Below are 26072 nucleotides of genomic sequence, written 5' to 3' on the forward strand. Positions count from 1 at the left end.
ATCTGAGACCGACGCGCCGGATGACCGTAAGATTTGCGCCGTGAAGTCACCAGCATCGTTCAAGAAGGCCGCAGCGTGGGCCTTGCCGTACTGGACCAGAGGCCAGGCGGGGCGCGAGACGCCGCAAGACCTGTTCCGGGTGCTCTACCTCGGATGGCTGGTGGCGCTCACGCTCAAGCTGCTCGGTTCGGCCTGGGACGTGTCGTGGCACTTCAAGTGGCTGCGCGACGACCTCGCCCCGCCCCACCTGCTCAACTCCGCCGGCACCGCCCTCGTCGTCGTCCTGACCGTCATCCACGGTTACACCGGCTACGGCGTGGACAAGGCGGCGCTGCGGCTCATCCAGTGGGGAACCGGGATCTTCCTCGTCGCGGTGCCGCTCGACCTGATCAACCACCGCGTCAACGGGCTCGACATCACCTCGTGGAGCCCGTCGCACATCATGCTCTATGTTGGAACGTTCTTCATGATCATGGGCGTGATCAGGGGTTGGTTCATGGGCGCGCCCCCCGGACGCGAGCGCACGGTCGTGCTCGGCGCCTTCCTCGCGTTCTTCCTGGAGAACGTGCACTTCCCCGAGCAGCACCAGGAGTACGGCATCCTCTCCCTCGGCGCCTGGGACAACCACGCGACCTACGCCGAGCAGATTTTGCTGCGCTTCGCCGCCGACCAGATGGGCCGTCCGGTCGACCGGATCATGATGAGCGGGTTCACCCTGCCCGTGCCCGACTACCTCTACCCGGTCTACGCGGTGGTCGGAGGGCTGTCGGTGCTGGTCGCGGCCAGGCTGCTGATCGGCAGGTTCGGCGCGGCGACGCTGGTGGCCGGCGCGTACGTCGGGTTCCGCACGCTGATCTGGCCGCTGCTCACCTTCGGCGGCTTCCCGCCGTCGGCGCTGCCGGTCTTCCTCGTGGTGGCGGGGCTGCTGGTGGACCTGGCGTTCCTGGTGCGCGTCCCGGCCGTGCGCGCGGTCGTGGGGGCGGCCGCGGTGACCGCCGGCGCCTACGGCGCGCTGGCCGCGCAGAACGCGGTCATGGGCCCGGTCTACGGCGCGATCAAGGGCCAGACCGGCCTGTACGGAGCCCCGCCCCTGGCCACGTCGTCGGCCGTCTGGGCCGGGCTCGGGCTGCTGGCCGCCTGGCTGGCCGCCGAGTGGCTGGCCGGGCGGCGTGACCGGCGGCCTCAGCCGATCGAGGCCCGCGTGATCGCGACCGCCACCCCGTAGGCCAGCCCCATCACGCCCACCTCGGCCGCCGTCCAGCTCACCAGGGCGGTGGCCCCGCCGCGGCGGATCACCGGCAGCAGGCGGAAGCGGATGTGGGCGGCCAGCGGCACCAGCAGCGCCACCAGCACCGTCTTGATCACGACGAGCACACCGTAGTGGCTGGTCACGATCGCGCCCGGCAGCTCGACGCCGGGCGTGAGCGCCATCGTGCCGAGCCCGGTGACCAGCCCCGACAGTGAGACCAGGAGCAGGCAGACGGTGGCCATCCTGGAGAACTTCGGCAGCGCCACGGCCAGCAGACCCCGGTGGGGCGCGACGAACACGGCCGTGGCGGCCAGGCCGCCCGCCCAGGCCGCCGCGCCCATCACGTGGATCTCCATCGAGATCATGATGGGGTCGTGCCAGACGGAGTTGACCGCGTGCCCGGTGACCGGGATGGGCAGCAGCCCGAACAGCGCGACGATGATCCGCAGCTCCGCGGGCACCTTCTCGCCGAACCGCACCGCCATCAGCCCGATGCCCGCCGCCGCCAGCGCGCACGCCGCGCTGAACAGCAGGCCCTGCCCGGTGCCCACCTCCTCGACGTAGGAGGCGATCAGGCCGAACGTGGGCACCCGCCCCGGGTTGAGCTCGGCCGTCTGGAACACGATGGTGAGCAGCGCGCAGATCGCCCACGTCCAGGCAGCCAGCACGGCGAGCGGACGCACCCGGCGCAGGACCGGCTCGGTGGCGTCGGGGTCGTCGAAGCCGAGCAGCTTGGGCACGAGACTCAGGCCGACCACGGCGACCGCGGCCAGGTCGAGCAGAACCCGGACGACGGGCAGGCCGTAGGCCACGATCGGCCCGGGCATGGGGATGCCCGGCACGGACTCCTGGGCGGTGAGCGTGGAGGCCGCCACCGCGGCGACGATCCCGCACACGACGAACGCCCCGGCGACGAGCCGCCCGCCCGCGACGCGCTGCCCGGAACGGGACGTGAGGGTCGCGGTCACGCCCGGGTCCCCTCCGACGGCCGCGCCTCGGCCTCTGCTTCAGCCGTGGAGGCGGCGGCGGTGGAAGCGGCGGGGGCGCGGCGGAGGGCGACGGCGGTGCCGGCGGCCAGGAGCAGCAGCGCGGCCACGATCCACACGACCGCCATGCCGGCCCCGCCGTTGGCCGCGGCCTCGGCCGCCTTCGCGCTGTCGGCCCGCTGGTCCTGGCCGGCAGCCGTCGCGCCGTCGCCCTGCTGGGGCTGCCCGGCGGGGGCGCCCGCGGCGGACGCGGCCACGCTGAAGCCGATCTTCCCGGTCACCGGATGCCCGTCGGAGGACAGGATCCGGTAGCCCACCACGTACGAGCCGCCCGCGGGCAGCGGTTTGACCTTGACGGAGACCTGTTCGGCCGACACCTCCGCCGCGCCGTCGGCCCACGACGAGCCGTCCGCCCCCGTCACGCCGACCTGCGCGTAGCCCTGGCGCACCGCCTGGTCGAACACCAGCGTCACCCGCGCGGGCGAGGCGGACAGCGTGGCGCCGTCCTTGGGATCGCTGCTGACCAGCACGTTGTGCGCCTGCGCCGGCAGGGCGAACCCGACCGCGGCGCACGCGAGCAACAGGACCGTGAGTAGCCGCCTCACCGATCAAAACCTTCCATCGAACGAGTCTCGAACCCGTATATGGTCCCACCCATGACGGACCTCTTCGGCGGCGCGGCGCCCTACTACGCCAAGTACCGGCCCGGCCACGGCGATCCCGCCATCGATCGGCTGGCTCGCGCGTTCGGCCCGGACGGCGTCGTGCTCGACCTCGGCTGCGGCCCTGGGACGATCGCGATCCCGCTGGCCCGGCGGGTACGCGAGGTGCTGGCCGTGGACCCCGACGAGGAGATGCTGGCCGAGGGCCGGCGGCTGTCGGCGGACGTGGCCGGCATCCGCTGGCTGCGCGGCGACTCGACGACGCTGCGGGAGCTGCCGCCGTTCGGTCACGTCGTGATGGGCCGGTCGTTCCACTGGATGGACCGCCGCGCGGTGCTGGCCGACCTGGACGAGCTGCTGCCGCCCGGCGGCGTCGTCGCGCTCGTCGGCCCCACCCGCGACCCCGTCGAGGAACCGTGGGAGCCGGTCATGCGCCGGGTGCGCGAGCGGTTCGGCGTGAACACCTGGACGGCCGCCGGCTCCTTCCAGAAGACCGGCGAGCACCACCACGACGTGCTGGCCGGATCGCCCTTCTCCGCCCTGGAGTCCGACCGGTACGAGCACCGCCTCGCCTACGACCTCGACGCCCTGCTCGGCCTGCAGCTGTCCTACTCCTACACGGCCCCGGCCAGGCTCGGCGACCGCCTGCGCGCGTTCGTCGAGGCGGCCAGGGCCGCCCTGCTGGCCGCCGAGCCGTCGGGCCGCTGGGAGCTGACGACGACGACCGAGGTCCTCATCGCCCGCCGCCCCGCCTGACCGCCCGACCCAACCGCTCGACCCCGCCGCCCCGGCTGACCGGTGCGGTTCGTCCGTCTCATTGCTTGGTGAGGCGTCCGACCGCCAGGCCCGCCACCCGTACGGCGGCCGACGGCCACAGCCGGGCCGCCCGCCAGGCGACCCGCGCCGAGGCCGGCGCCACGATCAGCGCCTTGTTCCTGGCCACCCCGCGCAGGACGTCGGCGGCCAGCGCGTCCACGGGATAGAGCCGCCCCTGCGCCCGCACCGCCGCGCTCCGGGCGTGGGCCGCCACCTCGTTCTGCGGCAGCCCCGGGTTGGCGTGGTCGAGCAGCGGCGTGTCGACGAACCCCGGGCACACCACGTTCACCCGCACCCCGTACGCGGCCGCCTCGGCCCGCAGCGCCAGCGAGAGCCCGACCACGGCGTGCTTGCTCGCCGTGTACGGCAGCATCAGCGGCGCCGGCACCAGCCCGGCCAGCGAGGCGGTGTTGACGATGTGCCCGAACCCCTGGTCCGCCATGACCGGATAGGCGGCGCGCACGCCGTGCACGACGCCGCGCAGATTGACGTCGATCGTCCGGTTCCAGTGGTCGAGCGTCAGCTCGCGGGTGACGCCGCCGACCGCGATGCCGGCGTTGTTGAACATGAAGTCGAGCCGCCCGCGCTCGGCCCTCACCCGCGTCACCAGCGCGGTCACGGCCTCGGCGTCGGTGACGTCGAGGCGGGCGAACTCCAGGCCGAGGTCGGCGGCGGCCCGCTCGCCGGCCTTCTCGTCGACGTCGGCGATCACCACCGCCACGCCCCTGCGCCGCAGCTCCCGCGCCACCGCGCGGCCGATCCCGGAGGCGCCCCCGGTAACCAGTGCGACCTTCACCGGCGCGGCTCCGCCCAGATCCCCATGGCCTGCCACACCTTCCTGCTGACGACGTTGACGAGCCCGATCTCGGCGCACAGCTCGCGCGTCCTGGCGACCGAGTCGCGGACCGCCTGCCGGGCGGCCGGGTCGGCACGGTGGATCCCGGCCACGACGTCGGGCGGGATGCGGAAGTGCCGGACCATCGAGCCGGGCGGCGCGAGCATGATCCGGGCCATCACGCCGAGCACGACCGGCGAGATCACGCTGAGCATCGTGCGCCGGTGACGGGGCATGCGCGGCACCCGGTCGCGGAGGTAGTGGCGGGCGAAGGAGATGTGCCTGGCCTCCTCCGCGATGTGGATGCGCATGATCGTCTCTTCCAGCGGATGGTGGACCTGGCCGTCCTTGAGCACCTTACGCTGCACGTGGTCGATCGGGTCCTCGCCGCCCAGGACGAAGACGAAGAACAGCTCGGTGGAGACCAGCGGGATCCACGGCACGGCCTGGGCGATCAGCGACAGCGGCCGAGGCATGCCGCGGATGGGGAGCTTCGTACGGTTCACGAACTCCTGGAACATCATCCCGTGATGTCCCTCTTCGATGGTCTCGTGGTAGACGTAGCGGAACTCGGGGGAGCCGTTCGGCAGGCGGTAGGCGTAGTTGAGCAGGCCGCGTTTGAGCAGGTTCTCGAACTGCAGGCCGATCTTCATGGCGGTGGCGACCCGCCACAGGCCGATCCTGGCGCGGACCTCGGGAGAGCGGGCGCGGTACCAGGGGTGGCCGCCCAGCCTGTCGGTCTCGGGCAGTTCCCAGCGCGGGTCGTCCTGGTCCACGAGGAACTCCGGGTCGTCCCACGGGATGTCGCGGTAGGGCTCCCAGTGCTTGTCGACCGACGCCTTCGAGAGGCGTTCGACGACCGCTTCGTAGGCGCCGGCGGTCCTCTCGTCGTTCTCCCTGGCGGCGGCAGAGCTCGGTGCGCTTGTCATCGCGGGTGCTCCTCTCCTCCCGCCATCAATTGTACGAAGCATCCAATAGACGGGGAAGAGCGGCCCGGGTCACAGGTTCTCGACGGGCAGCCCCAGTTCCCCGGCGACCGCCGTACGCAGCAGGACGGCGGCCCGGCGGCGCGAGAGCACCCTGGGATGCACGTGCGTCTGGACCGCCAGGCCGTCGATGAGCGCGAAGACGCGCCAGACCGCCTCCTCCGGATCGGCGCAGGAGAACGCGCCCGAGCGCACGCCGTCCTCGATGATCGACCGCAGCAGCGAGCGGTTGCGCGCGTCGATCCCGCGGGAGATCTCCTCCAGTTCCGAGCTGCGCATCGCCTCGGCCCACGCGTCGATCCACAGCCGCCGCTCGTCCGAGGGGATCGCCGGCGAGCAGCGCCTGAGCAGGGCGCGCAGCCGTTCGAGCGGGCCGGCGGGGCACTCCTCGATGTCGGACAGCGCCTCCAGGTGCAGCCTGGCCGCATAGCCGAACGCCTGCGCGAACAGCCGGTCCTTGGTGTCGAAGTGGTAGAAGAGCAACGCCTGGCTGACGCCCGCCGCCCGGGCGATGTCGAGGGTCCGGGTGTGGCCGAACCCCTGCTCGGCGATCACCTCGCAGGCCGTCTTGAGGAGGTCTTCGCGCCTTAATCGGCTGAAACTGGGTGTCACAGCGAGTAACTCTAACTACTGATCAACGGTATTTGTAGGACAAACCGGGCACCGCGTTCGGAGGGCTCGATGGTGAGCGTCCCCGCGTGGGCCTCGGCGATCTCGCGGGCGATGGGCAGGCCGAGCCCGGTGCCGCCGGCGTCGCGGCGGCGGGAGTCGGCCAGCCGGATGAACCGCCGGAACACGGCCTCGCGCTCGTCGGGGGCGATGCCGCCGCCGTCGTCGAGCACCTCCAGCACCGCCTGCCCCTTCCGTTCACCCACAGTCACAGTGATCATGGTATCCGCGTGCCGCTCGGCGTTGTCGAGCAGGTTCGCCAGCAGGCGGGACAGGCGCAGCGCGTCCCCCTCGACGACCACGCCGGTGCGCAGCCGGGTCTCCACCGGCTTGCCGTCCGTACGGCGGCCCAGCTCTTCGCTCACCAGCCTGGCCAGGTCGACCGGCTCGCGGCGGCCGGGCGCGCCGGCCTCCAGTCTGGCCAGGGTCAGCAGGTCGGCGACGATGTTCTGGAGGCGGTCGAGGCCCTCCATCATGCGCCGGCCGGTCTCGCGCCAGTCGGCCTCCTCGGGGGCGAGCATCGCCTCCTCGACCTCCATGCGCATGGCCGTGATGGGGCTGCGCAGGTCGTGGGAGGCGTCGGAGGCGAACCTGCGCTGCTGCTCCACCGCGCGTTCGAGCCGGTCGAGGGTCTCGTTCACGGTACGGGCCAGCTCGTCGAGCTCGTCCCGGTACCGGCCCCTGGGCACCCGGCGGCCGAGGTCGGTGGCGGTGATCTCGGCCAGCTCGTTCCTGATCGCCGAGACCGGGGTCAGCGCCTTGCGCGCGGTCAGCCAGGCCACGCAGGCCGTGACGCCGGCCAGCAGCAGCACGCACAGCGTGGCCGCCGGCGGGTACAGGGGGCTGACGTACCAGGGCGGCGCGGGCATGTAGGCGTAGGCCATCCAGGGCCTGCCGCCGACGTTCGCCCGGAAGCCGACGGTGATCAGGCAGTGGACGCCCGGCACCCGGTTCGTGCAGGACGTGGTGGTGAGGCGGGCGTCGGTGCCGGTGCCGGTGGCGGTGGCGGTGCTGAGCGGCGGCTGTCCCGTCAGGCGGGGGCTGGCCTGCCGGATCCGGCCCCTCTCGTCGACGACCTGGATGAGGTCGGTGCCCTCGGTGACGGCCACGGGCCGCAGGCGGGCGGGGGCGTCGCGCTCGACGACGAAGGCGATGCGGCGCGCGGCGCCGGCGGCCTGCTCGGTGAGGAAACCGGTCGCCACCGTGTGCATGATCGGCGTGACGAGCAGCGCGATGGCGCCGTAGCCCGCCAGCGCGCACAGCAGGGCGGCCAGCGTCAGCCGCCGTTGCACGGACCAGCGCCTGAACACGATCACGCATCCCTCCGGTGACCAGGTGATCACAGGGGGCGGTGATGGTCCTAATTAGCGGAGATTCGGCCGCAAATACGGTCGAAAGGCCCTCCAGAGCATTGCTCTATGCGTGCCGCCGCGACCTGACTAGAGTAAGTGAACACTGATGCCAAGGAGTCGATGTGGACCTTGCAGAGTATCGGCGTGCCGCCGCGGAGTGGCTGCGCGACAACGTCCCGGCCGGCGATCAGCCGGGGGCCGACGCCCTCGCCCACGCCAAGGAGTTCATGGCCAGGCTCTACGACGCCGGCTACTCCGGCATCACCTGGCCGCGGCAGTGGGGCGGCCAGGGGCTGACGCAGGCCGAGGAACGCGCCTTCGCCGCCGAGGCCCGCGACCACACCCTCCCCACGTACGTCTTCTCCATCGGCCTGGGCATGACCGGGCCGACGCTGGTGGACCGGGGCACCGACGCGCAGCGCGAGCGCTTCGTCCGGCCGCTGCTGCGCGGCGAGGAGATCTGGTGCCAGCTGTTCTCCGAGCCGGGCGCCGGCAGCGACGTGGCCAGCCTCCAGACCCGCGCCGTACGCGACGGCGACACCTGGGTCGTCAACGGCCAGAAGGTCTGGACGTCGGTCGCCCACCACGCCGACTGGGGCCTGCTGCTGGCCCGCACCGACGTCGAGGTGCCCAAGCACCGCGGCCTGACCATGTTCGTGGTGGACATGCACCACCCCGGCGTGACCGTCAGGCCGCTCAAGGACATGTCCGGCAGGGCCAACTTCAACGAGATCTTCTTCGACAACGTGACGATCCCCGACGAGCACCGGATCGGCGAGGTCGACGACGGCTGGAGCGTGGCCGTCACCACCCTGCTGCACGAGCGGCTGTCGATCTCCGCCGGCGTCGGCATGGGCGGGCAGAAGGACAACCCGGCCACGTTCGAGGCGCTGCGCGAGACGCTCGACACCAGCGACCCGCTGGTCCGCGACCAGCTCGTCGAGCTGCACATCCGCAGCCGCGCCCTGGCGCTGTTCAACCAGCGGCTCGCCCAGGAGACCAGGGCCGGGATCTTCCCCGGCGCCCGCGGCAGCGCCGCCAAGCTGCTGCTGGCCGAGCTGACCCTGTTCCAGGCCGACCTCGCCACCCAGCTCGCCGGCCCCGAGTCGGTGGTCGGCGACCATCCGCTGTCCCGGTCGATCTCGCTGGCCCCCGGCATGGCGCTGGGCGGCGGCACCAACGAGATCATGCGCAACATCGTCGGCGACCGGGTGCTCGGCCTGCCGCCGGAGCCGAGGATGGACAAGACCGTGCCGTTCAAGGACCTGAAGGTGGGGACGCAGGGGTGAAGCTCGTACTCAGCGAGGAACAGCGGCAGCTCCGCGAGGCCGTGCGCGACTTCCTGCGCGCCGCCTCGCCGCTGCGCAAGGCCCGCGAGGGCTACGACCCCCAGGTGTACGCCCGGCTCAACGGCGAGCTGGGCCTGTCCGGCCTGGTCGTCCCCGAGGAGCACGGCGGCGCGGGGGCCGGGCTCGCCGACCTCGCGGTGGCCCTGGAGGAGACCGGCGCCGCGCTGCTGCCCGGCCCCTTCCTCGCCACCCAGTTCGCCGCGCTCGCGCTCACCCAGGTGCCCGACAAGGAGTTGCTGGGCGGCATCGCCGAGGGCCGCGTCGCCGCCACGCTCGTCCAGCCCGAGCAGGACCTCGCCTTCGACGGCGCGGCCGTCACCGGCGCCCTGCCCCGCGTGCTGTCCGGCATGGAGGCGGACGTGCTGCTCGCGCCCGTCCCCGCCCCCGACGGCGGCGTGCTGCTGGCGGCCGTCGACCTGGCCGGACCCGGTGTCACGCGGACGCCGCTGGAGACCCTCGACCTCACGCGCGGCCAGGCCCGGGTGACCCTGGAGCAGGCCCCCGCCCGCGTGCTCGGCCGGCCGCCCGCCGGCAGCGGCATCGGCGACCGGCTGTGCGTCGCGCTCGCCGCCGAGCAGCTGGGCGTGCTGCGCGCCTCACTGGACGCCATCGTCGCCTACGCCAAGATCCGCGTCGCGTTCGGCCGCTACATCGGCTCCTACCAGGGCGTCAAGCACAAGCTCGCCGACATGCACGGCAAGCTCGAACAGGCCGAGTCGATCGTCAGGTACGCCGCCTGGGCCGCCGACGAGTCCCCCGGCGAGCTGCCCGGCGCCGCCGCCCTGGCCCAGGCGTACGTGGGCCGCGCCTGCTTCGAGGTCGCCCGCGACCACCTGCTCCTGCACGGCGGCATAGGCTTCACCTGGGAGCACGACGCGCACCTGTTCTACAAGCGGGCCAAGGCCGACGAGGTGCTGCTCGGCCCGCCCCGCATCCACCGGGCCCGGCTAGCGGAACTCCTGGAGTTGTAGATGGACATCAGCGGCCTTCCCGGCTTCTACGCCATCGCAGCGGCCGACCCAGGCCGCCTGGCCGTGATCGACACCGACGGCGCCGAGACCACGTACGGCGACCTGCTCGCCAGGGTCAACCAGGTCTCCCACGGCCTGCGGGCGCGCGGGCTGGTCAAGGGCGACGTGGTCGCGGGCGTGCTGACCAACGGCCTCGACGCCGTCGTCATGCTCATGGCGACCGGCCAGATCGGGCTCTACTACGTGCCGGTCAACTGGCACCTCACCGACTCCGAGGTGGCCTACATCCTGTCCGACTGCGACGCCAAGGTCGTGGTCACCGACGCGGCGCACACCGTCCCGGGCGGGGAGGTCGGCACGTCCGGGCTGGCCGAGGGGCAGCCCGCGGACGCGCCCGCCGGGCGGACCGCGGGGGCGGTCATGTGGTACACCTCCGGCACCACCGGCTTCCCCAAGGGCGTGCAGCGCGCGCTGCCCGACGCCGAGCCGGAGGCCATCGTGCCGCTGTACACGTGGTTCCTCGGCGAGGTCGTCGACCTCACGCCGGGCGACGCCGTGCACCTGGTGACCTCGCCGATGTACCACTCGGCGCCCTGCGCGCACACCCAGTTCGCGCTGCACCTCGGGCACACGGTGGTGATCACGCCCAGGTTCGACCCGGTCGACATCCTGGAGCTGATCCAGCGCCACCGCGTCTCCAACGCCATGATGGTGCCGACCATGTTCCACCGCATGCTGCAACTGCCCGAGGACGTCAGGGCCAAGTACGACGTGTCGAGCCTGCGGCAGGTCATCCACACGGCCGCGGCCTGCCCGGTCGCCGTCAAGCAGGCGATCATGGACTGGTGGGGCCCGGTGCTGTACGAGTACTACGGCTCGACCGAGTCCACGATCGCCTTCTCCGTCAAGCCGCACGACTGGCTGGCCAGGCCGGGCACGGTCGGCCGCCCGGCGCCGACGTTCGAGGCCAGGATCTGCGACGAGAACGGCGAGGAGCTGCCGCCCGGCGAACCCGGCATGATCTACGTCAAGTCGTCGATGGGCTCCTTCGAGTACCGCAAGGACCCGGCCAAGACCGCCGCCAGCATGCTGGGGGAGTGGTACGCCCCCGGCGACATCGGCTACCTCGACGAGGACGGCTTCCTGTTCCTGTGCGACCGGCGCACCGACCTGATCGTCTCCGGCGGGGTGAACATCTACCCCGCCGAGATCGAGGCCGCGCTGCTGGAGCATCCCGCGGTGGCCGACGTCGCCGTCATCGGCGTGCCGGACGAGGAGTGGGGCCACAACGTGGTCGCCCTCGTGCAGCTCGCCGAGGGCGTCGAGCCGGGCCCGGCGCTCACCGCCGAGCTGCTCGAACACTGCGGGCCCAGGCTGGCCCGGTTCAAGCACCCGAAGGTCGTCGAGTACCGCGAGCGGCTCCCGCGCACCCCCACGGGCAAGCTGTCGCGCTCGAAGGTGCGCGAGGGCTACCTGGCCGAGGCGGGGAACACCAGCTCCTCGCTGTAGTCGCGGCCGTCGCCGAGGTAGAAGCGGGTGGCGAGGGTGCGGTCGGCGGTGTCGAAGACCGTGGTCCACAACGTCCGGAACGGCGTGCCCGGGTCCTCGTCCGGCCGGACCGCGCGCAGCAGGTCGCGCAGGTCCGGGCCGGACAGGGTGACGCCCTTGCTGCGCTCGTACAGAGTGCGCAGCCGGCCGTAGGTGCCCAGGCTCGGCGTGGTGTCGGCGGGCAGGTCCGTCGGGTCCGGGTGGCGGTGCAGCAGGTGGTTGGTGACGCACAGCGGCCCGTCGCCGAACTCGACGGCGTGCTCGCTGCCGTCCCTGCCGCGTTCCCAGACGAACGCCTGGCCGTGCGCGTCGGCGACCAGGTAGTGCAGGAGCAGGCCGTGGTCGTACTGCTTGGCGGCCAGCAGCGCCTGCTTGGCCTGGGCCGCGGTCTCGCAGGTGTCCAGGAGGAACCTGGGCAACTGGGTGCTGCCCAGCCCGACCTGCGGGGCGGTGTGCGCCGGCGGCGCGGCGTTCTCGACGTCGGCGAGCAGCAGCATGACGGTCAGGCCGGCCTCGTTCATGCCGTCCATGCAGCCGTCGAGGTCGTCCATGGTGATCACGGTCGAGGCGAGCCCGTCGTCGGGGACGGTGGTGATCACGTAGGGGCGGGCGCCCATCGGCAGCTCGTCCGGGCGGGGCTGCCTGCCCCTGATCTCACTGGCGGTCGAGACGAAGAAGTCGTAGTTGCGGCCCACCCTGCCGTGGCCGTCGGCCGAGGCGGACGGCGGGCACCACAGTCCTGAGCAGGCCGAGCCCTCGGGCACGCGGTTCCAGCCGTCGAGGGCCAGGTCGTCCTGGTCCGGGTCGAGGCCGAGCGCGGCCGCCGCGCCGTCCAGACGGGCGTGGTGCTGCGGCCAGTTCCGCTCGAACCAGGACATCCTCGCTCTGTTCACCGCGGGGTCGGCGGCCCTGGGCGACCAGCCGAGCCGGCGGGCCTCCTCGGTGAGCACCCGGCCGATCTCGAACTGGCTGCCGGTGACAGTGAGGTGCGTGACAAGCTGGAAGTCGTCATTGCCGCCTGCGACACAGGTCATGTTCGTCATGCCGCGAGAGTGCCGCCGTCCGCTGACCGGGCTCCTACCGTCCGCTGACCGCCCGCCGGTAGCGCTCCGACAGGCCGAGGACCGTCTCGGCCAGCTCCGGCGGGTCGAGCACCTCGAAGTCGACGCCGAGGAAGCCGATCCACGCCGCCATCCCGGTGAGGTCGTCGCCGCCGAGTTCCAGCAGGCACGCGTGCTCGCCGGCCGGCTCGACCGCCAGGCCGGGCCGCAGCGCCACGATGTGCTCGGCGGGCGCGTGCAGCAGCACCGTCGCGCGGTGGCGCCACATCGCCGTGCTGACGCCCTTCTCGACGTACGCGGCCAGGTCGCCGTCGCCGGGCAGTTCCCGGGGCGTGAACCGGGGGCCGGTCGGCGTCCGGGGCAGCAGGCGGTCGACCCGGAACGTGCGCCAGTCGTCCCGCTCGACGTCGAAGCCCACCAGATACCACCGCCCCCGCCGGTGGACCAGCCGGTACGGCTCCACGTCCCGGACCGCCGGCGAGCCGTCGTGCCCGGTGTAGTCGAAGCGCAGCCGCTCGTGGTCGCGGGCGGCGTTCGCGATCGCGGTCAGCACCTCCGGCCGGACGGGCGCCGCCCCCGAGCCGGGGACCTGCACGGTGTAGGCGTTGAGGGTGTTCACCCGGCGCCGCAACCGGGCGGGCAGGACCTGCTCCAGCTTGGCCAGCGCCCGCACCGAGGTCTCCTCGATGCCCTCCACGCCGCCGCCCGCCGCCCGGCCGAGGCCCACCGCGACCGCCACGGCCTCCTCGTCGTCCAGCAGCAGCGGAGGCAGCGCCGCCCCGGCGCCGAGCCGGTACCCGCCGGCCGTCCCGGGCGTGGCGTGCACGGGGTAGCCGAGCGAGCGCAGGCGCTCGACGTCGTTGCGGATCGTCCTGGTCGAGACCCGCAGCCGGGTGGCCAGCTCCGGACCCGTCCATTCGCGATGCGCCTGGAGCAGCGACAGCAGCTTGAGCAGGCGGGCGGAGGTTTCCAGCATGGGCCCAGTGTGCCCGCTATCGCGGCAAGGAGGCTTCCGCGTCCAGGACGAGCTTGCCGAGGAAGTGGCCGTCCTGGCTGCGCCGATGGGCGTCGGCCGCCCGCTCCAGCGGGAACACCTCCGCGACCGGGACGCGCGGCAGCACGTCCGCCGGGAACGTCCCGCCCTTACCCGTGGAGAAGCGCACGCCGTGCTCGGCCGCGCCCGCCGGGTCGGCGATGGTGAGCACTTTGTCCGGGTCGCCGGTGAGCCCGACCGACAGCCCGACCTCGCCGCGTCCTGAGGCGTCCAGCACCCGGTCCACCGGGCCGGGCAGGCGCTGCTCCAGCCCGTCCCCGTAGGTGACGGGGACGACGCCGAGCTCGCGCAGGAAGGCGTGGTGGCGTTCGCTCGCGGTGCCGACCACGTGGGCGCCCCGGGCCAGCGCGACCTGCGCGGCGGCCAGGCCGACGCCGCCCGCGACCGCGTGGACGAGCAGCGTCTCGCCCGCGCGCAGGCCCAGCTCCTCCAGCGTGCGGTGGGCGGTCTCCAGCGCGACGGGCAGCGCGGCGGCCTCCGCGTACGACAGGTGCTCCGGCTTGGGACGCAGCGCGGCGGCCTCGGCCAGCGCGTACGTGGCCGCCGCCCCCGACGCGACCTGGCCGAACACCGCCTGGCCCACCTCCAGGCCGGCCACCCCCGGGCCGAGCGCGTCGACCGTTCCGGCCAGCTCGATCCCGGTGCCCTGCGGGCCGTCGGGGGGCGTGCCCCGGAAGCCGGTGCGCAGCTTCCAGTCCAGGGCGTTCACCCCGGCCGCCCGGACCGCCACGCGCACCTGCCCGGCGCCCGGCCTGGGCAGCGGCACCTCCTCCAGCGCCAGCACCTCGGGGCCGCCGTGCTCGTGGTAGCGCACGGCCTGGGCGGTGACCAGCAGCACCGCCTTGCCGACCAGCTCACGGGCCTCCAGGGCGGCGTGCGCCTCGTGGGCGCGGTCGAGCGGCACGGCCAGGCCGACGACGGTCGTCAGCTCGCCGGTGGCCGCCATGCCCAGCGCCTGCCCGGCCAGTCGACGGAACTCCTCGGGGGCGAACTGCACCTGTTCCATGCCGACCAGCCGCACGCCGCGCCGCGCCGCCTCGGCGGGGTCCACCAGCGCCGTCGAGCCGCTCGGCACCCCGTACGCGAAGAACACCCCGCCGGGCCCGAGCAACGCGAACGCCTCGGCCCCCACCCGCCCCCCGACCCCGTCGAAGACCACGTCGAACGCCCCCACCGCGTCCCCGCTCGCTTCGGCTGTCCGGAAGCCGGTGGCGGTCAGGGCGGGGTAGTCGACCGCCTCGGCCGCGCCCGCCGCCAGCGCCGCCGCCCGCTTGGCCGGGCCGTGGGCGGCGGCCGTCACCCGGGCGCCGGCGGCCCGCGCGAGCCGGACGATCGGCAGGCCCAGTGCCCCGCCGGCCCCCGTGACCAGCACGCGCGCCCCCGGCTTCAGCTCCGCCGCCGTCACCAGGCTGATCGCCGCCGGGCCGACCTGGAGCAACGCCGCCGCCAGCCACGAGCTGACCTCGTCGGGCACCGGCACGAGCGTGTCCACCCCGGTCACGACCCGCTCGGCGTACCCGCCCGGCACCAGGGCCGCGACCCGCCGTCCCGTCCAGGCGGGGTCCACCCCCTCGCCCACCGACAGCACCCGCCCGGCCACCCCGGTCCCCGGCACGAACGGCGGCCGGTTGGGGAACCACTCCTGTCCCCATCCGGCGCGCAACTGGGCGTCCAGCGACATCACGTCGGCCACCGAGACGCCGACCACCACCTGCCCCGGCCCCGCGACGGGATCGTCCACCCGCCGCACCCGGAGCACCTCGGGACCACCGAACTTCGTCACCTCGACAACATCCATGCCGCCGAGTGTCCTACCTCAAGCGAACTTGAGGTCAACCCCGGCGCTCACCCGGTCAGCTTCTGCACCTGCTGGACGACCACCAGGACGGTCAGCGTCCCGAAGAACGCCACCGACCAGACCAGCGCCCCCAGCCGGTACGACCTGACCCTGATCGCCTCCGGCAGCGACCGCCGGTTCAGCACGATCAGCAGGATCGAGTAGACGAACATCATCACCGCCGCGAAGCACGCCGAGAACACCAGCAGGATCAGCGGCTGGTCGAACCCGAGCAGCAGGATCGCGATCCCCACCAGCGTCATCGCCCAGACGGTGACGAAGTAGACCCGGTTCACCGAGACGGGCCGGTCGCGCAGGTAGACCGTCTTGATCGTGTCCGAGGCCAGCCGCGAGGTGTAGTCGACGATGCCCATCGCCGAGGCGAACAGGGCCAGCGCGCCGATCACCCAGAACAGCACCCCGAACCACGTGCCGACCGCGCCCTGCAGCACCTCGCCCTCGACCTTCAGGAAGCCGATGTCGTTCTTGCCCGCCACCTCCGGCCGGCCGAAGACGGTCGAGTAGGCCAGCATCGACATCAGCGCGATCGTCAGGAACGACACCAGCGCGAACGTGGCGCCCTGCTCGGCGTTGGCGAAGCGCCACCACCGGCGCCAGCGCGCCAGGTTGCCCTCGGTCGGCGGGAACTGGAAGCCGGTCGAGGCGGCCGCCTCCTCCTCGCCGGTGACCGGGCTGACCAGGCGCGGGACGTACGAACCCATGCCGAAGCCCTTGTCACGGATCCAGTTGCTCTGGCACAGGTTCTGGCCGCCGCCCGCGCCGGCGTAGGCGACGGCGCCCATGAGCACGGCGATCCCGAGCTCCTCTGCGGGGAAACGCGCGCTGACGGTGAGCCCCTTGCCCAGCTCGACCCAGCTGTCGGCGTTGACGGCGAACAGGATCGCGACCACGGCCAGCGTGGCCACCAGGGCGATCTTCACGAAGATCACCCGTTCGAGGGCCGTGTAGATCACCGGCGCCAGCGTCAGGCCCAGCGCGATCACGACGAGCATGCCGATCGCGATCCACCGCACGCCGCCCGCGCCGGACCCGGTCAGGTACGTCACCATCGTGGCCGACGTGGTCACCCAGCCCGGCCAGAGATTCGAGGCCAGCGTCATCACGACGAAGACCAGGCCCCAGTGCTTCCACATCCGGCTGAACCCGGTCAGCGCGGTCTCGCCGGTGGCCAGCGTGTACCGCTCGATCTCCATGTTCAGGAACCACTGGGTGACGATGCCGACCGCGGCGCCCCAGACGAACACCAGCCCCACCTGGGAGGCGATGTAGGGCCAGATGATGAACTCGCCCGACGCCAGCCCCACCCCCGCCCCGACCAGCCCGGGGCCGATGACGCGCCAGGTCGAGCGGGGAAGGTCGGGCAGGTCGCGGACGGTGACGGACGGCAGGATTCGCGCCGGGACGGTGGGGGTGAAGTCCGTCATGCGGATCTCCTTGTTCGGCTTCCCGTACCGTCACCTTACGCAGATCTCTTACGCCGGTGAACTATCCGGTCAGGGTCACCACGTAGTCCCCGTGGTCGGTGAGCCCCACCACCCGTCCGCCGGACTCCATGAGGCCGCCGAGCACCTCGCGCATCGCCGCCCGCCAGGCCCTGGCCGCCGCCGGGTCCTGCCCGCGCAGCCGTTCGACGTCGCGCGGCGTGCCCACCAGCACGACGTCGGCATCCGTGTCCGTGTCCGCCGCCCGGACGAGCGGGCCGTCGCCGCCCTCCTCCAGCACCCGGGGGCGGCCCTCGGCGGGTTCGACCCGTGGCTCGATCGGCCGCTCGTCCAGCGGCCACACCGCCAGCAGGCGGTCGGAGGAATCGCCCTCGTTGATCGCGTCGGCCATCACGCCGTAGAAGTCGCGCAGGTACTCCTCGGGGCGGGCGCCCAGCTTGACCAGGTTGAAGCGGGCGTTGCGGCGGACGAGCGGGTCGAACGTCCAGGTGACGCGCTCCAGGCCCTGTTCCAGGCACCACGCCCGCTGGTGCAGCTTGAGCGCGTAGCCGATGCCCCGCCCGATCGACGCGCCCGTCACGTGGGAGTGCAGCGCGCCGCCCGCCGCGCGGAAGCCCACCGACGCCCCCACCAGCACGTCGCCCTCGTAGGCCCCGGTCACGTAGTTCCCGGCGTGCGCGAACCCGATCATCATCTCGACGCTGACCGGCGCGTTGCCCGGGTCGGGCCGCCAGATCTGCTCGAAAAGCCGGAAGACCTGCGAGAACTCGCCGATCTCGTGCAACTCGCGGATCACCACACCACTCTTGGCCGCCGCCGCGGCGGCCTCCTCCCGGCTCGTCATGCCCCCACTATGCCCGCCGGACGGCGACATGCCCGCCCGCGGGTCGCGGACGGGCATGTCAGGCACGGCCGGGGCTCACTTCACGAGCGCCCCGAGCGTGCGCTCCATGACGCAGTCGTTCTCGAACTTTCTGTCGTAGGACGTCGTGCGGCCGTACCAGTGGCCTCTGACGTGGACGTCGACCGGCGCGTAGTTGCGCGGGCAGGCGCCCGGGTCGACGTTGAGGTCCTTGATCACGCCGTCGACCTCGTGCAGCTCCGCGCAGGCCGTCCGGGGGCGCGGGTGCGTGCCGCCGTCGGGGTCGCAGGTGAGCCGCATCGAGTACGCGCCGCCGCCGTTGCTGGGCGTGACGGTGATGAACAGCAGCACGCCCGGCTCGTCGTCGGCGGCGGCGGCGCCCGCCGGGCTCGCCCCGAACGGGACGGCGAGCGCGGCGGCCGCGCAAAGGGTTAGGGCGGCCGTCCGGCGAGCGGCGGTCAGCATGAATGTCATGGGAACCTCCCTGGTCAACGTGCGCCCCGAGAGTGGCGGCGCACGTCAAAGGACTACAGGGAGTCACTGTATCGATACCACTGGTGAAGGAGTGACAGAATGCTGTCCCCGATGATCACCCCGGCCCCGAGGCCGGACCCGTCCGTCCGGCGCGAGGCCATGACGCGGGCCCGGCTTCCCGGCGCACCCCGCACAGCCTCACGGATTTGGGCGCACCGCCTCGCTCCTTCAGCGCACCGCCTCGATGAGGGAGCGGAGGAGGGCGGTGCGGCGTGGCATCTCGGCCACCACCACGTGCTCGTGGTCGGCGTGCGCGCCGCCGCCCACCGCGCCCAGCCCGTCGAGCGTCGGGCAGCCCGCCCCCGCGGTGAAGTTCCCGTCGGAGGCGCCGCCCACCGCGGCGGAGGGCAGCGGGCCCACGTCCAGCCGCTCGGCCAGGTCCTGCGCCAGGGCGTAGAGCGAGGCCGACATCGCGGCTTCGAGCGGCGGCCGGTTGGGGCCCCCTTCGACCTCCAGCCGCGTGCCGGGCACCGCCGGGACCAGCTCCCGCATCGCGGCGTCCACCCGCAGCTGCTCGGCCACCGTGCTCGCCCGCACGTCGACCCCCACGGTCGCCTCGGCCGGGACGGTGTTGAGCGTGGTCCCGCCGCGCAGCACGGTCGGGGTGACCGTGGTGTCACCGGCCCCGAGCGCGGCGATGGCCAGGATCTGGTGCGCCAGCTCGACGCCCGCGTTCGCGCCCTTCTCCGGCTCCAGCCCGGCGTGCGCCGCCTTGCCGCGCACCCGCAACGTGTACATCGACGTGCCCTTGCGGGACGTCTTCAGCGCGCCGCCGTCCGCGCTGGCCTCCATGACGAACGTGGCGGCCAGCCCGCGCGCGGTGTCCGTGATCAGCGGCGCGGACGTGATCGAGCCCAGCTCCTCGTCACCGGTGACCAGCAGCGTGACGCCGTCGAGGGAGTCGAGCCCGGCGAGCGCGTGGAACGTCTGCACCAGCCCGGCCTTCATGTCGAACACGCCCGGCCCGCGCGCCACCCCGTCCACGACCGACCACGGGTGGGTCGCCAGCGTGCCGATCGGCCAGACGGTGTCGTGGTGGCCGAGCAGCAGCACCCGGGGCGTGCCGAACGTCCAGCGCAGATGGGTGACGCCGTCGATGACCAGGAACTCCGGCTTCGCCCCCAGGTGACGGGCTCCCATCGCGGCCACGACCTCGGCGCTGCGGGCCACGGCCTCCAGGTCGCGCGAGAACGACTCGCACAGGACGAGCTCCTCCAGATCCTCGATCATGCCAGCCGCTCTCCGAGGAACCGGTGGACGTTGCCACCGATGATCTTGGTGACGTCCTTCTCCGGCAGGCCGCGGGCGAGCAGCCCCTCGGTCACCATGGGCAGCCCGGCGGGCCCCTCCAGGCCGGGGACCGACGCCTTGGGGTCGAGGCCATCGGGCTCCAGGTCCTCGCAGCACGGGGGCGTCAGGTCGTCCATGACCTCGCGGATGAAGTCGGGGCCGAGGCCGACGTGGTCGATCCCGGCCACCTGCGCGACGTGCTCGATGTGGTCGAGCAGGCGGTCGAGCGTCATGTCCTCCATACGGTCGGCCAGGAAGGGGGCGTAGAAGTTCACGCAGACCACGCCGCCCGTGGCGGCGACCCCGCGGAGCTGGTCGTCGGTGAGGTTGCGGTGGTGGTCGCGCAGGGCGCGGGCCGCGGAGTGGGTGGCCATCACCGGCTTGGTCGCCAGCTCCAGCACGTGGGCCACGCCCGACGCGCCGAGGTGTGAGACGTCGAACACCATGCCCAGGCGCTCCATCTCGCTCAGGGCGGCCACGCCGCGGCTGGTCAGGCCGCTGCCGGTGGCGTCCTCGGCGCTGCCGTCGGCCAGCGGCGTACGCCCGAAGTGGGCGATCGAGGCCACCCGCACGCCCAGCCGGTGGACGGTCGAGATCAGCTCCACGCTCTCGTCGAGCCCCGGCATGCTCTCCAGCGCCAGCACCAGGGCGATCCTGCCCTCTTCCAGCGCCGCGTCGATCGCCGAGGCGTCCAGGCAGAGCCGTACGGCGTCGGGGTTGCCCTCCGCGATCACGTGGGCGCACTCGATCATGCGCAGCGTCTGCCGCAGCGCGCCCTCGGGCCGGTACTGGTCGTCGATGAAGACCGGCAGGATCTGCAGGTCGACCCCGCCCTCGACGAGCTGGGGCAGCCACCGCTCGCGGAAGAAGGAGGCCCACTGCTGGGGCGGCCGGGCGGAGACCGCCATGAGGAGATCATTGTGGGTGTCGGCCACGACGGCACGCCGGTGCAGGGGAAGCGTCATGCGAAGGACGTTACCGCGCGCGCCCGACCTGCTCCAATGCACCCCAAGCGCGATTTTCCCCCGCCATCTTGTCCGCCACACCGAAGACGGCCCCTCCTCGACCGTCCCCCACGCCTTCCTACGCCGAAGACGGCCCTTCCGCGACGGTCCGGTAAGCCCCGCGCGGCGGCCTGCCGGTGAGTCGCCGGTAGAGCGTCGTCGAGCCGGGCCAGTTGTTCGTGACCCGTCCTTCGGCCGTCTTGTACCAGCTCCGGCACCCCTCGCCCCACACCATGCGGGCCATGGCCGCGTCGAGCTGCCGGCTCCAGGCGGCCATCGCCTCGGGACGCACCTCGATCGGCCCCTGCTCGGCCACCCTCCGCAGGCACGCCATGACGTGGTCCACCTGGCACTCGATCATGTAGATGATCGAGTTGTGGCCCAGGTTCGTGTTCGGGCCGTAGAGCAGGAACATGCTGGGGAAGTTCGGCACCGAGATGCCGAGGTAGGCGTGCGCGCCGTCGCGCCACTGCTCGGCCAGCGTCCGCCCGCCGAGCCCGGTGACCTCGATCGGGGCCAGGAACTCGGTGCTGCGGAAGCCGGTCGCGTACACGATCGTGTCGGCCTCGCGCAGGCCCTCGGTGGTCTCTACGCCCTTCGGCCCGATCCGGACGATCGGGTCGGTCACGACCTCGACGTCCGGCCTGGTCAGCGCCGGGTAGAAGGCGCTGTCGATGACGACGCGCTTGCAGCCGGGCGGATAGCCGGGCGTCAGCCTCGCCCGCAGGACGGGGTCGGGGACCTGGGCGCGCAGGTGGGCCAGGGCGCGCTTCCTCAGCAGGCCGGCGCTCCACCCCTCGGCCAGGGCGGGGTAGAGCGTGGCCTCGGCGTACCGGTAGATCCACTCGCGGTAGGCCCGCTGGAGGCCGGGGACGTGGTGGAAGGCCAGCCGGGCGAGCGGGCCGAACGTGGCGTCCGGCTTGGGGATCACCCAGTTGGGCGTGCGCTGGAAGACGTCGAGATGCGCGGCCCGCTCGGCGACGGTCGGGATGAGCTGGGCCGCCGACGAGCCGCTGCCGATCACGGCGACGCGGCGGCCGGTGAGGTCGTGGTCATGGTTCCAGCGGGCCGAGTGGAAGGAGACGCCCTCGAAGTCGGACATGCCGGGGATCTCGGGCAGGTGGGGGCGGTTGAGCTGGCCCACGCTCATGACGACCACGTCGAACGCCTCGGTGTGTTCGACGCCGTCGTGGGCGCTGGTCACCTGCCAGCGGCGGCCGTCGAAGACCGCCCGCCGCACTTCCGTCCCGAAGCGGATTTTTCGCCTGACGTCGTATTTATCGGCGCAATGCTCTAGGTAGCCGAGGATCTCGGGTTGGGCCGGGTAGCGACGGGTCCAGCTCGCGTACTTCTCGAACGAGTACGAGTACAGATGCGATGGGATGTCGCAGCCCGCCCCCGGATAGCTGTTGTCCCGCCACGTGCCGCCGAGGTCCGCGGCCTTCTCGAAGACCGTGAAGGAGCCGATTCCGGCACGCCGCAGCCGGATCGCCATGCACAGGCCGCCGAAGCCCGCTCCGATGATCGCGACGCTGGGTGCCATGCCGTCCTCCGCGAAGTCAGGATCCACTTACAGTACGCCGAACCGCGTTCTGGCGACACCCTCCGCCACGCCCCGCGCGGCCCTCCCATGGGCCGGTAGTCTGCGCAGGTGGCTGCTGTGACGCTGACTGAGGTGATCGAGGTGCTCGAGGCGGCCTACCCGCCCGCCCGGGCCGAGTCATGGGACGCGGTGGGGCTGGTCTGCGGCGACCCTGCCGAACGGGTGCACAAGGTGCTGTTCGCCGTCGATCCGGTCGCGGTCGTGGCCGAGGAGGCCCTTGAGTGGGGCGCCGACCTGATCGTCACCCACCACCCGCTCTACCTGCGCGGCACCACGAGCGTGGCCGCCACGACCCCCAAGGGCCGCCTGATCCACCGGCTGATCAAGCACGACGTCGCCCTCTACACCGCCCACACCAACGCCGACACCGCCAACCCCGGCGTCTCCGACGCCCTGGCCAGGGCCGTGGGCCTGACCGGCGACCTCGTACCGCTCCAGCCCTTCCCCGACGACCCCTGGCGCGGCCTGGGCCGCATCGGCGAGCTGCGCGAGCCCTCGACGCTGGGGGAGTTCGCCGCGCGCGCCGCCAAGGGGCTGCCGCGCACCTCCGGCGGCCTGCGCGTGGCGGGCGACCTGGCCCGCCCCGTGACACGCGTCGCGGTCAGCGGCGGCGCGGGCGACTCACTGCTCGGCGCGGCCAGGGCCGCGGGCGTCGACGTGTTCCTCACGGCCGACCTGCGGCACCATCCGGCCAGCGAGTTCGTCGAGTCGGGCGGCCCCGCCCTGATCGACGCCGCCCACTGGGCCACCGAGTGGCCCTGGCTCGACAGCGCGGCGTCCATCCTGCGCTCCAGTGGCGTTACCGTTGAAACGCGCGTCTCCGCCACGGTCACCGATGCTTGGACAAGAGGATATTGATCATGAAAGCAGCCCCTGAGGCCCAGAAGCGACTGCTCGACCTGGCAGAGCTCGACTCCGTGATCGACCGGCTGGCGCACCGCCGGCGCACCCTGCCCGAGCTGGCCGAGATCGACGAGCAGTCCAAGCGCCTGGCCAGGCTCGTCACCCAGGTCATCGAGGCCGAGACCGAGGCCGGCGACCTCGCGCGCGAGCAGACCAAGGCCGAGACCGACGTCGAGGCCGTGCGCACCCGCGCCGACCGCGACCAGAAGCGCCTCGACTCCGGCGCCGTGACCTCCCCCCGCGACCTGGCGAGCCTGCAGTCCGAGATCACCTCGTTGCAGAAGCGCCAGGGCGACCTGGAGGAGATCGTGCTGGAGATCATGGAGCGCAGGGAGGCGGCCGACGGCAAGGCCACCGACCTGGTCGCCCAGCGCGACGAGGTGGCCACCACCCGCGCCGCCGCCGAAGACCGCCGCGACGCCGCGCTGCAGGAGATCGACAAGGAGGCGGGCGAGGTCCAGGCCCGCCGCGCCGCCGTCGCCGGCGAGATCCCCGCCGACCTGCTGAAGCTCTACGACAAGCTCAAGGACCAGTACGTCGTGGGCGCCGCCATGCTGCGCGGCGGCCGTTGCCAGGGCTGCAAGGTGGCCCTGTCCATCGCCGAGATGAACTCCATCAAGGCCGCCCCCCACGACGAGGTGCTGCGCTGCGAGGAATGCCGGCGGATCCTGGTCCGCACCCCGGAGTCCGGCCTGTGACGTCGTACGTCATCGAGGCCGACGGCGGCTCGCGTGGCAACCCGGGCCCGGCCGGCTACGGCGCGGTCGTCAGGGACGCCGCCGACGGCCAGGTCGTGGCCGAGGCCGCCGAGGCGATCGGCGTCGCCACCAACAACGTGGCCGAGTACCGGGGGCTGATCGCCGGGCTGACCACCGTGCTCGGGGTGGGCGGCGAGGGCGCCGAGGTGGCCGTGCGGATGGACTCCAAGCTGGTCATCGAGCAGATGGCCGGCCGCTGGAAGATCAAGAACGAGGGCCTGCGCCCGCTCGCCCTGGAGGCCGGCGCGCTGGCCAGGCGGCTGCGGGTGGTCGAGTGGACCTGGATCCCGCGCGAGCACAACAAGCACGCCGACCGGCTGGCCAACGAGGCCATGGACGCCGCCGCCAAGGGCCTGACCTGGAAGGCGGGCGGCACCCACGACGCCGGCGCACCGGCGGTGCCCGTGCCCGGCGCGGCGGTCCGCACGCCGCCGGTGGTGGTCGAGCAGACCGACCTCCTCGACGCGGGCGAGATCTCCGGGCTGTCGGCCCCCACGGCCTCCGTGGCCGCCGCCCAGCAGCGCACCAAGGGCACCGGCTGGGCCCCGCCCACCCGCGTGGCCACCTCGTTGCTGCTGCTCAGGCACGGCGAGACACCGCTGTCGGTCGAACGCCGCTTCTCCGGCCTCGGCGACGCCGAGCTCACCGCCAACGGGCTGGCCCAGGCCGCGGCGGCCGCCGAACGTTTGTCGCGGGAGCCGTACCGGCCGGAGGTGATCGTCTCCTCGCCGCTCAGGCGGGCCAGGCAGACGGCCGAGGCCGTGGCGCAGCGCACCGGGCTCGACGTCGAGGTGGACGAAGACCTCAGGGAAGCCGATTTCGGCGCCTGGGAGGGGCACACGTTCACCGAGGTGCAGCGCCAGTGGCCCGACGAGCTGGCCGCGTGGCTGGCCGGTCCCGACACCGCGCCGCCCGGTGGCGAGAGCTTCGCCACGGCGGCCCGTCGCGTCCAGGCGGCGGGGGAGCGGCTGGTGGAGCGCTACGAGGGCAAGACCGTGCTCGCCGTCTCCCACGTGACGCCGATCAAGATGTTGCTGCGCGAAGCGCTGACCGCGCCCTTGGGCGCGCTCTACCGGATGCACCTCGACCTGGCCTGCCTGTCGCTGATCGAGTACTACGCCGACGGCCCGGCCGTGGTGAAGTCGTTCAACGACACGGCCCATCTGCGTTGAGCGCGGCCGCGCCGGGAGCCGCCAGAACATCCCGGCGCGGCCACTGCTGCCTCCGCCCCCCTCAGGCGGTGACATGCCCATTCCACCCAATCGATCTTGCGACTCGGTTGGGAACGGCTTGAGGTTTGATAATCTTCCCTGAAGACGAGTCGGCCGGGCGGCCGCGTCGGGCCTCCGGGCCCGCCGAGGAAGGTCCGGGCTCCACAGGGCAGGGTGGTCGGTAACGCCGACCCGGGGTGACCCGCGGGACAGTGCCACAGAAAGCAGACCGCCCCCCGCCTCGGTGGGGGGTGAGGGTGAAAGGGTGGTGTAAGAGACCACCAGCGCCCACGGTGACGTGGGCGGCTAGGTAAACCCCACCCGGAGCAAGGTCAAGAAGGGACGCTCTCCGGAGCGTTCCGCGCGCGACGTTCGAGGGCTGCCCGCCCGAGCCGCGCGGGTAGACCGCTTGAGGCCGCCGGCAACGGCGGCCCTAGATGGATGGTCGCCCCTTCGTTCGCGAAGGACAGAACCCGGCCTACAGGCCGGCTCGTCTCTCACCTCCCAGTTCCTGGGCCTCCCGGCCGTGCACGATCAGTGCGTACAGCACCAGCACGTCCACCGCGATGACCGCGAGCGACCACCACGGGTTGACCGCGATCCAGGTGAGTTGTGTCATCGCGTTGATCATGACGAGGACAACCGCCACGATGCGGGCCCAGGTCTGCCCCACGGTCACCGCGATACCGGTCAGGAGCAGGACGATCCCGAACAGCAGATGGATCCAGCCCCAGGTGCCGATGTTGAAGAACAGCAGGCGGGATGGCGTGCGGACGAACAGCCCGCTGTTGATCACCGCGTAGAGGCCGGTGATGATGTTGAACACGCCGGACATGATCATAAGCATGCCGGCGAACCACACCCAGCCCACCCAGCCCGTGACGGGCCTGCTCTGGTACGTCATCGTCGAACCCTCCCCCGTGAGTTCACGTACACCGTGGGTCACCTGCCCGCCGGTTTGCGGTGTATGCGTATTCCCACGTCACGAGGTTCTCGGCACCGGAACGAGGCCCCTTCAGCCTCATCCGGGCCCGCCCGCCCAGCTGGCCCCGGCCGCCTGCCCGGGGCC

At 72.6% G+C, this 26072-nt stretch carries 24 protein-coding genes, 1 other RNA gene and 1 pseudogene; 10 read left to right on the top strand and 16 right to left on the bottom strand.

All coding sequences use genetic code 11. The features are described 5' to 3' along the window. Nucleotides 1-40: 40 nt before the first annotated feature. Nucleotides 41-1225 (top strand): hypothetical protein, encoded by a 1185-nt coding sequence (locus ABZ815_RS14810; protein ID WP_357697853.1) that lies wholly within the window; start codon nt 41-43, stop codon nt 1223-1225. Here ABZ815_RS14810 and ABZ815_RS14815 read toward each other — a convergent pair. Then, nucleotides 1183-2217 carry a CopD family protein gene (locus tag ABZ815_RS14815; protein WP_357697855.1) on the bottom strand — a complete coding sequence of 345 codons (1035 nt, stop codon included), beginning with the start codon at nt 2215-2217 and terminating at the stop codon, nt 1183-1185. The genes ABZ815_RS14810 and ABZ815_RS14815 overlap by 43 nt on opposite strands. Next, the gene (locus ABZ815_RS14820) at nt 2214-2840 is read right to left on the bottom strand and encodes a copper resistance CopC family protein (RefSeq protein WP_357697857.1); all 627 of its coding nucleotides are present in this window, start codon (nt 2838-2840) and stop codon (nt 2214-2216) included. Before ABZ815_RS14820 ends, ABZ815_RS14815 begins: the two co-directional genes overlap by 4 nt. 51 nt (nt 2841-2891) lie before the next feature. Here ABZ815_RS14820 and ABZ815_RS14825 point away from each other — a divergent pair, with 51 nt between their 5' ends. Continuing rightward, nucleotides 2892-3653 carry a class I SAM-dependent methyltransferase gene (locus ABZ815_RS14825; RefSeq protein WP_357697859.1) on the top strand — a complete coding sequence of 254 codons (762 nt, stop codon included), beginning with the start codon at nt 2892-2894 and terminating at the stop codon, nt 3651-3653. A 58-nt stretch (nt 3654-3711) separates the two neighbouring features. On the opposite strand, the gene ABZ815_RS14830 is transcribed toward ABZ815_RS14825, so the two are convergent. The 4 genes from ABZ815_RS14830 to ABZ815_RS14845 all read right to left on the bottom strand — a co-directional run bounded on the left by ABZ815_RS14830 (nt 3712) and on the right by ABZ815_RS14845 (nt 7519). After that, nucleotides 3712-4509: an SDR family oxidoreductase gene (locus tag ABZ815_RS14830; protein WP_357697861.1), complete on the bottom strand. Its 798-nt coding sequence runs from the start codon at nt 4507-4509 to the stop codon at nt 3712-3714. Continuing rightward, the gene (locus ABZ815_RS14835; protein WP_357697863.1) at nt 4506-5477 is read right to left on the bottom strand and encodes a diiron oxygenase; all 972 of its coding nucleotides are present in this window, start codon (nt 5475-5477) and stop codon (nt 4506-4508) included. Before ABZ815_RS14835 ends, ABZ815_RS14830 begins: the two co-directional genes overlap by 4 nt. 69 nt (nt 5478-5546) lie before the next feature. Further along, the gene (locus ABZ815_RS14840; RefSeq protein WP_357697865.1) at nt 5547-6146 is read right to left on the bottom strand and encodes a TetR family transcriptional regulator C-terminal domain-containing protein; all 600 of its coding nucleotides are present in this window, start codon (nt 6144-6146) and stop codon (nt 5547-5549) included. A gap of 11 nt (nt 6147-6157) precedes the next feature. Continuing rightward, nucleotides 6158-7519, bottom strand: a complete 1362-nt coding sequence (locus ABZ815_RS14845; protein WP_357697867.1) for a HAMP domain-containing sensor histidine kinase — start codon at nt 7517-7519, stop codon at nt 6158-6160. A 158-nt stretch (nt 7520-7677) separates the two neighbouring features. Here ABZ815_RS14845 and ABZ815_RS14850 point away from each other — a divergent pair, with 158 nt between their 5' ends. From ABZ815_RS14850 to ABZ815_RS14860, 3 genes are read left to right on the top strand one after another with little or no spacing between them, the layout of a single operon-like run. After that, entirely contained in the window at nt 7678-8844 is a 1167-nt protein-coding gene (locus tag ABZ815_RS14850) for an acyl-CoA dehydrogenase family protein (protein ID WP_357697869.1), read from the top strand. After that, nucleotides 8841-9875, top strand: coding sequence for an acyl-CoA dehydrogenase family protein (locus tag ABZ815_RS14855; protein WP_357697871.1), 1035 nt, complete (start codon nt 8841-8843; stop codon nt 9873-9875). Before ABZ815_RS14850 ends, ABZ815_RS14855 begins: the two co-directional genes overlap by 4 nt. After that, nucleotides 9876-11384: an AMP-binding protein gene (locus ABZ815_RS14860; protein ID WP_357697873.1), complete on the top strand. Its 1509-nt coding sequence runs from the start codon at nt 9876-9878 to the stop codon at nt 11382-11384. Here ABZ815_RS14860 and ABZ815_RS14865 read toward each other — a convergent pair. The 10 genes and pseudogenes from ABZ815_RS14865 to ABZ815_RS14910 form a co-directional block, all read right to left on the bottom strand. Beyond that, nucleotides 11345-12457, bottom strand: coding sequence for a C45 family peptidase (locus ABZ815_RS14865; RefSeq protein WP_357697875.1), 1113 nt, complete (start codon nt 12455-12457; stop codon nt 11345-11347). The two genes, ABZ815_RS14860 and ABZ815_RS14865, sit on opposite strands and share 40 nt — an antisense overlap. A gap of 43 nt (nt 12458-12500) precedes the next feature. Further along, complete coding sequence (locus ABZ815_RS14870) at nt 12501-13460, bottom strand: YafY family protein (RefSeq protein WP_357697877.1); 960 nt, start codon at nt 13458-13460, stop codon at nt 12501-12503. Between the two features lie 16 nt (nt 13461-13476). After that, complete coding sequence (locus ABZ815_RS14875; RefSeq protein WP_357698288.1) at nt 13477-14370, bottom strand: NADP-dependent oxidoreductase; 894 nt, start codon at nt 14368-14370, stop codon at nt 13477-13479. A gap of 12 nt (nt 14371-14382) precedes the next feature. Next, nucleotides 14383-15336, bottom strand: a pseudogene (locus tag ABZ815_RS14880) (zinc-binding dehydrogenase); the annotation flags it as partial. A 47-nt stretch (nt 15337-15383) separates the two neighbouring features. After that, nucleotides 15384-16820, bottom strand: coding sequence for an Nramp family divalent metal transporter (locus tag ABZ815_RS14885; protein WP_357697879.1), 1437 nt, complete (start codon nt 16818-16820; stop codon nt 15384-15386). Between the two features lie 61 nt (nt 16821-16881). Beyond that, on the bottom strand, nt 16882-17682 hold the full coding sequence (locus ABZ815_RS14890; RefSeq protein WP_357697881.1) for a GNAT family N-acetyltransferase: 801 nt from the start codon (nt 17680-17682) through the stop codon (nt 16882-16884). Between the two features lie 75 nt (nt 17683-17757). After that, nucleotides 17758-18174 carry an SSI family serine proteinase inhibitor gene (locus tag ABZ815_RS14895; protein WP_357697883.1) on the bottom strand — a complete coding sequence of 139 codons (417 nt, stop codon included), beginning with the start codon at nt 18172-18174 and terminating at the stop codon, nt 17758-17760. 228 nt (nt 18175-18402) lie between these two features. Next, on the bottom strand, nt 18403-19464 hold the full coding sequence (locus ABZ815_RS14900; protein ID WP_357697885.1) for a M20 family metallopeptidase: 1062 nt from the start codon (nt 19462-19464) through the stop codon (nt 18403-18405). Then, on the bottom strand, nt 19461-20489 hold the full coding sequence (locus ABZ815_RS14905; RefSeq protein WP_357697887.1) for a membrane dipeptidase: 1029 nt from the start codon (nt 20487-20489) through the stop codon (nt 19461-19463). Before ABZ815_RS14905 ends, ABZ815_RS14900 begins: the two co-directional genes overlap by 4 nt. Nucleotides 20490-20607: 118 nt before the next feature. After that, entirely contained in the window at nt 20608-22071 is a 1464-nt protein-coding gene (locus tag ABZ815_RS14910) for an NAD(P)/FAD-dependent oxidoreductase (RefSeq protein WP_357697889.1), read from the bottom strand. 117 nt (nt 22072-22188) lie between these two features. Between ABZ815_RS14910 and ABZ815_RS14915 the strand changes: the two genes are divergently transcribed. The 5 genes from ABZ815_RS14915 (at nt 22189) to ABZ815_RS14935 (ending at nt 25806) form a co-directional block, all read left to right on the top strand. After that, nucleotides 22189-22989 carry a Nif3-like dinuclear metal center hexameric protein gene (locus ABZ815_RS14915; RefSeq protein ID WP_357697891.1) on the top strand — a complete coding sequence of 267 codons (801 nt, stop codon included), beginning with the start codon at nt 22189-22191 and terminating at the stop codon, nt 22987-22989. Nucleotides 22990-22991: 2 nt separating this feature from the next. After that, nucleotides 22992-23732, top strand: coding sequence for a C4-type zinc ribbon domain-containing protein (locus ABZ815_RS14920; protein ID WP_357697893.1), 741 nt, complete (start codon nt 22992-22994; stop codon nt 23730-23732). Beyond that, nucleotides 23729-24964: a bifunctional RNase H/acid phosphatase gene (locus tag ABZ815_RS14925; RefSeq protein WP_357697895.1), complete on the top strand. Its 1236-nt coding sequence runs from the start codon at nt 23729-23731 to the stop codon at nt 24962-24964. The genes ABZ815_RS14920 and ABZ815_RS14925 overlap by 4 nt, the downstream gene beginning before the upstream one ends. A 145-nt stretch (nt 24965-25109) precedes the next feature. Then, nucleotides 25110-25500: RNase P RNA component class A (rnpB, locus tag ABZ815_RS14930), an RNA gene on the top strand. Nucleotides 25501-25632: 132 nt separating this feature from the next. Further along, the gene (locus ABZ815_RS14935; protein WP_357697897.1) at nt 25633-25806 is read left to right on the top strand and encodes a hypothetical protein; all 174 of its coding nucleotides are present in this window, start codon (nt 25633-25635) and stop codon (nt 25804-25806) included. Nucleotides 25807-26072: the final 266 nt, after the last annotated feature.

The organism is Nonomuraea sp. NPDC047529, from assembly GCF_040642995.1.
Classification (GTDB): domain Bacteria; phylum Actinomycetota; class Actinomycetes; order Streptosporangiales; family Streptosporangiaceae; genus Nonomuraea.

What these genes read in the sequence shown, in the direction of transcription:
- ABZ815_RS14870 (WP_357697877.1), bottom strand. Translation starts at nt 13,460, where the DNA reads ATGCTGGAAACCTCCGCCCGCCTGCTCAAGCTGCTGTCGCTGCTCCAG.
- ABZ815_RS14825 (WP_357697859.1), top strand. Translation starts at nt 2,892, where the DNA reads ATGACGGACCTCTTCGGCGGCGCGGCGCCCTACTACGCCAAGTACCGG.
- ABZ815_RS14885 (WP_357697879.1), bottom strand. Translation starts at nt 16,820, where the DNA reads ATGACGGACTTCACCCCCACCGTCCCGGCGCGAATCCTGCCGTCCGTC.
- ABZ815_RS14920 (WP_357697893.1), top strand. Translation starts at nt 22,992, where the DNA reads ATGAAAGCAGCCCCTGAGGCCCAGAAGCGACTGCTCGACCTGGCAGAG.
- ABZ815_RS14905 (WP_357697887.1), bottom strand. Translation starts at nt 20,489, where the DNA reads ATGACGCTTCCCCTGCACCGGCGTGCCGTCGTGGCCGACACCCACAAT.
- ABZ815_RS14895 (WP_357697883.1), bottom strand. Translation starts at nt 18,174, where the DNA reads ATGACATTCATGCTGACCGCCGCTCGCCGGACGGCCGCCCTAACCCTT.
- ABZ815_RS14835 (WP_357697863.1), bottom strand. Translation starts at nt 5,477, where the DNA reads ATGACAAGCGCACCGAGCTCTGCCGCCGCCAGGGAGAACGACGAGAGG.
- ABZ815_RS14935 (WP_357697897.1), top strand. Translation starts at nt 25,633, where the DNA reads ATGACGAGGACAACCGCCACGATGCGGGCCCAGGTCTGCCCCACGGTC.
- ABZ815_RS14900 (WP_357697885.1), bottom strand. Translation starts at nt 19,464, where the DNA reads ATGATCGAGGATCTGGAGGAGCTCGTCCTGTGCGAGTCGTTCTCGCGC.
- ABZ815_RS14890 (WP_357697881.1), bottom strand. Translation starts at nt 17,682, where the DNA reads ATGACGAGCCGGGAGGAGGCCGCCGCGGCGGCGGCCAAGAGTGGTGTG.
- ABZ815_RS14860 (WP_357697873.1), top strand. Translation starts at nt 9,876, where the DNA reads ATGGACATCAGCGGCCTTCCCGGCTTCTACGCCATCGCAGCGGCCGAC.
- ABZ815_RS14910 (WP_357697889.1), bottom strand. Translation starts at nt 22,071, where the DNA reads ATGGCACCCAGCGTCGCGATCATCGGAGCGGGCTTCGGCGGCCTGTGC.
- ABZ815_RS14865 (WP_357697875.1), bottom strand. Translation starts at nt 12,457, where the DNA reads ATGACCTGTGTCGCAGGCGGCAATGACGACTTCCAGCTTGTCACGCAC.